This is a genomic window from Streptomyces sp. WELS2 (genome assembly GCF_013870595.1).
Taxonomy (GTDB): domain Bacteria; phylum Actinomycetota; class Actinomycetes; order Streptomycetales; family Streptomycetaceae; genus Streptomyces.
Window position 1 is genome coordinate 1 of sequence record NZ_JACBWZ010000660.1, and the last position, 3534, is coordinate 3534.

The 3534-nt window shown below is 69.6% G+C and carries 3 protein-coding genes; 2 read left to right on the plus strand and 1 reads right to left on the minus strand.

Annotated features, from left to right (window positions below):
• Together bla and H5J33_RS27620 are read left to right on the plus strand one after the other, a co-directional pair.
• A partial coding sequence (bla, locus tag H5J33_RS27615) for a class A beta-lactamase (RefSeq protein ID WP_181797551.1) occupies positions 1 to 736 on the plus strand: 736 nt, incomplete at its 5' end.
• Positions 737 to 937: 201 nt separating this feature from the next.
• Positions 938 to 2209 carry a right-handed parallel beta-helix repeat-containing protein gene (locus tag H5J33_RS27620; protein WP_181797552.1) on the plus strand — a complete coding sequence of 424 codons (1272 nt, stop codon included), beginning with the start codon at positions 938 to 940 and terminating at the stop codon, positions 2207 to 2209.
• A gap of 65 nt (positions 2210 to 2274) precedes the next feature.
• On the opposite strand, the gene H5J33_RS27625 is transcribed toward H5J33_RS27620, so the two are convergent.
• Positions 2275 to 3534, minus strand: a 1260-nt coding sequence (locus H5J33_RS27625) for a non-reducing end alpha-L-arabinofuranosidase family hydrolase (protein WP_181797553.1), incomplete at its 5' end; no start/stop codon positions are given.

The following is a 3534-nucleotide window of genomic DNA, read 5'->3' on the forward strand; positions in this document are numbered from 1 at the left end:
GTACGCGCGCAACGTCCGCACCGGGCGGACCGTCGCCCACCGGGCGGGGGAGCGGTTCGCGATGTGCTCGACCTTCAAGGCGTTCGCCGCGGCGGCGGTGCTGCGCGACCACGGCGACCGCGCTCCGCTGGACCGGGTGGTGCACTACCCGCCGCGTGACATCCTGCCCAACTCCCCGCGCACCAAGGAGAACCTGGCGACCGGGATGACCGTCGCCGACCTGTGCGCCGCGGCGATCCAGGTCAGTGACAACGCGGCCGGCAATCTGCTGCTCCGGGAGCTCGGCGGCCCGGCGGGACTCACCCGCTTCCTCCGGTCGCTCGGCGACACGGTGAGCCGGCTCGACCGGTGGGAGCCGGAGCTCAACACCGCGATCCCCGGGGACGCACGGGACACCACGACACCCGAGGCGATCGCCGGGAGCCTGGAGCGCCTCACCCTGGGCCGGGCCCTGCGCAGGGCGGACCGGGAGCGCTTCACCGGCTGGCTGAAGGGCAACACCACCAGCGACGAGCGGTTCCGCAAGGGTCTGCCGGCCTCCTGGGTCGTGGCGGACAAGACCGGGACCGGGGACTACGCGACCGCCAACGACATCGGGGTGGCCTGGACCACCCGGGGAACCCCCGTGGTGCTGGCCGTGCTGTCGGACAAGAGCGCCCCGGACGCCACGGTGGACCAGGCGCTGATCGCCGAGGCGGCGGCCATCGTCGCCCGCACCGTCGCTCCGGGCGAGTGACCGACCACCCTCCATTCACGCACATGAATATGAATCATGTACGCGACTGTTGACGCGTGCATGCCTTCTCCCTACCGTCGGGAAGGGCCAGAGGGAAAGCGCTTTCCGGTCATCGTCCACCATGCCACGACCGGTCGTCGCGTTCACCCCTCTGGACCTCTCGCCCCCGCACAGTCGAGTCGACCGCAGGGAGACAAACCGATGCACATCAGACCAGCCATCGCGTGCGCCGGGCTGCTGACCGGTGCGCTCGTCGCGCTGACCGGCACCACGGCCCAGGCCGTCGACGGCCCCACGGGCGCCCGCACCGTAGGCCTCACCCCGGCCGCCGACGGCCTGCCCGGCCTCGGCCACCTCGACGCCGGCGTGGCCACGGCGGCGGCCGGAAGCGTGCTCTACGTGTCACCGAACGGTACCGACGGCGCGGCCGGCACCGAGTCGGCCCCGACCACGCTCACCTCGGCCATCAGCCGGATCACCTCCGGCGGCACCATCTACCTGCGCGGCGGGACCTACCGCCCGTCCGCCACGGTCACCATCCCGGCCGGCAGGGACGGCACCTCCGCCGCCCGCACCACCCTGGCCGCATACCCGGGCGAGAAGCCGGTCCTGGACTTCGCGGCACAGACCGAGAGCCCGTCCAACCGGGGCATCCAGCTGTTCGCCAACTACTGGCGGCTGTACGGCCTCACGGTTCAGCACGCCGGTGACAACGGGATCTACGTCGGCGGCAGCAACAACGTCGTCGAGCGGGTGGTCACCGCCTACAACCGGGACACCGGGCTCCAGCTCGGCCGGATCGCCTCCAGCACCCCCAGCTCCCAGTGGCCGGCGAACAACCTCATCATCAGTTCCGAGTCGCACGACAACGCCGACTCCGACGGCGAGGACGCCGACGGCTTCGCCGCCAAGCTGACCACCGGCACCGGGAACGTCTTCCGCTACGACGTCTCACACCACAACATCGACGACGGCTGGGACCTGTACACCAAGACGGACACCGGCGCCATCGGCCCGGTGACCATCGAGTACTCCCTCTCCTACAACAACGGCACGCTGAGCGACGGCACCGTCAACACCAACGGCGACCGCAACGGCTACAAGCTCGGCGGCGACGACATCCCCGTCAACCACGTCGTCCAGCACAGCATCGCCTACAAGAACGGCCACCACGGGTTCACCTACAACAGCAACCCGGGCACCATGACGATCTCCGGCAACGTCGGCGTCGACAACGCCGAGCGCAACTTCTCGTTCGACAAGGGCACGTCGGTGTTCCGCGGCAACACCTCCTGCCGGTTCGCCGGTGGCGGCTCCAACGACAAGACGGTCGGCAGCGCCGACAGCTCCAACCAGTTCTGGACCGGCTCCAACGGCTCCCGCTGCTCCTCGTACGCGGGCGCCCTCGGCTGGTCCTTCGCCTCCGACGGCCGCCTCGCGGTGACCTTCGGCGGCAGCGTCGTCAACCCGTAACCGGCGTCACGGAGGATCGGGGAAAGCGGGACGCCGTCCGGTACGGCGTCCCGCTCACCGCCGTCTCAGCAGCGGGAGTTGGTCTGGGTGAGCAGGCCGAGCCGCCACGGCAGGCTGTTGTAGTCACCGCTCGCGTCCGGGTCCATGCCCTGGTACAGGTACTGGAGTCCGCACGCGGGGATGGTCAGCGTCTGGTCGTAACCGGCGCGGATCATCTCGCCGTGACTGATGTCCTTCGTCCAGGCACCCGACGGGAAGGTCACGTTGCTCGCCCGGGCGAACGGATTGCTCTCGGAGTCGGCCAGCGGGGACCAGGAGCCGGTCAGGCTGGGGGAGGTCCAGGAGCGGAAGTAGCGCCGCCCGTCGGAGCCGATCGCCTCCACCAGCATCAGGTACCGGTCGCTGCCCTTCACCTTGTAGATGTTGCTCGCCTCGAACAGGGCGTACCTGTCGGAGTCCTGGGCGGCGATGACGGTGTTGGTGAACCCGTTCGGGAACTGGCGGACGGTGGTCTGCGAGCGGTAGAGGTGCCCGTTGTCGTCGGAGGAGAACAGGTAGCAGTTCGCGCGGTCGCAGATCACCCACATGTCGACCCAGTAGCCGTTGCCGATGTTCTGCTTGATGATGTCGGGCATGTCCGGGTAGAAGTCGCGCGGCGCGCTCCAGCCGTCGGGGTCGGAGATGTCCTTGTTGGTGGAGTACGACGCGTTGCCCGTCTGGTAGACCAGGTACCACAGCTTCTGCGGCGCGAAGTAGAACACCTGGGGCGCCGCCCGGTAGCCGCTGCCGATGGCCGTGCGGTCCAGGTAGTGGTGGGTGGCCGAGCCCGCCTGCGACCAGTCCTTGAAGCTCAGGTAGACGAGGTTGTAGCCGGAGGCGCTGGCCACGCTCGCGAACACGTGGTACTTGCCCTTGTAGCGGACGACGGACGGGTCCTTGATCCCGGCGATGTCGTGCGTCGCGTCGGACTTGGGCGCGATCAGCTGCTTGCTGGAGGACCAGCCGAAGCTGGACGGCAGCCCCTTGTGCGGGCCCGGCGCCGCGGCCGTGCCGCCGAGCGCGGAGAGTACCGCCCCGTACGCGGCCTTCTTGTTGCCCGCGCCGTCGAACAGCAGCGGGTTCTCGCCGCTGCGCCAGGAGTCGCTGTCGCGGATGCCCCACACGGTGATGCCGGTACAGCGGGCGACGTTCTTGCACGCCTTGACGGTGTTCGCGTACGCGGTCGCCGGCGCCTGGGCGATGTCCAGCTCGGTGATCTGCACGTCGACGCCGAGGGCGGCGAAGTTCGCCAGCGTGTTCTGGAAGCTCGCCGGCGGGCCGGAGGT

Bases quoted from the DNA above. Each gene is read 5' to 3' on its own strand.
- H5J33_RS27620 (WP_181797552.1), top strand. From the start codon at position 938: ATGCACATCAGACCAGCCATCGCGTGCGCCGGGCTGCTGACCGGTGCG.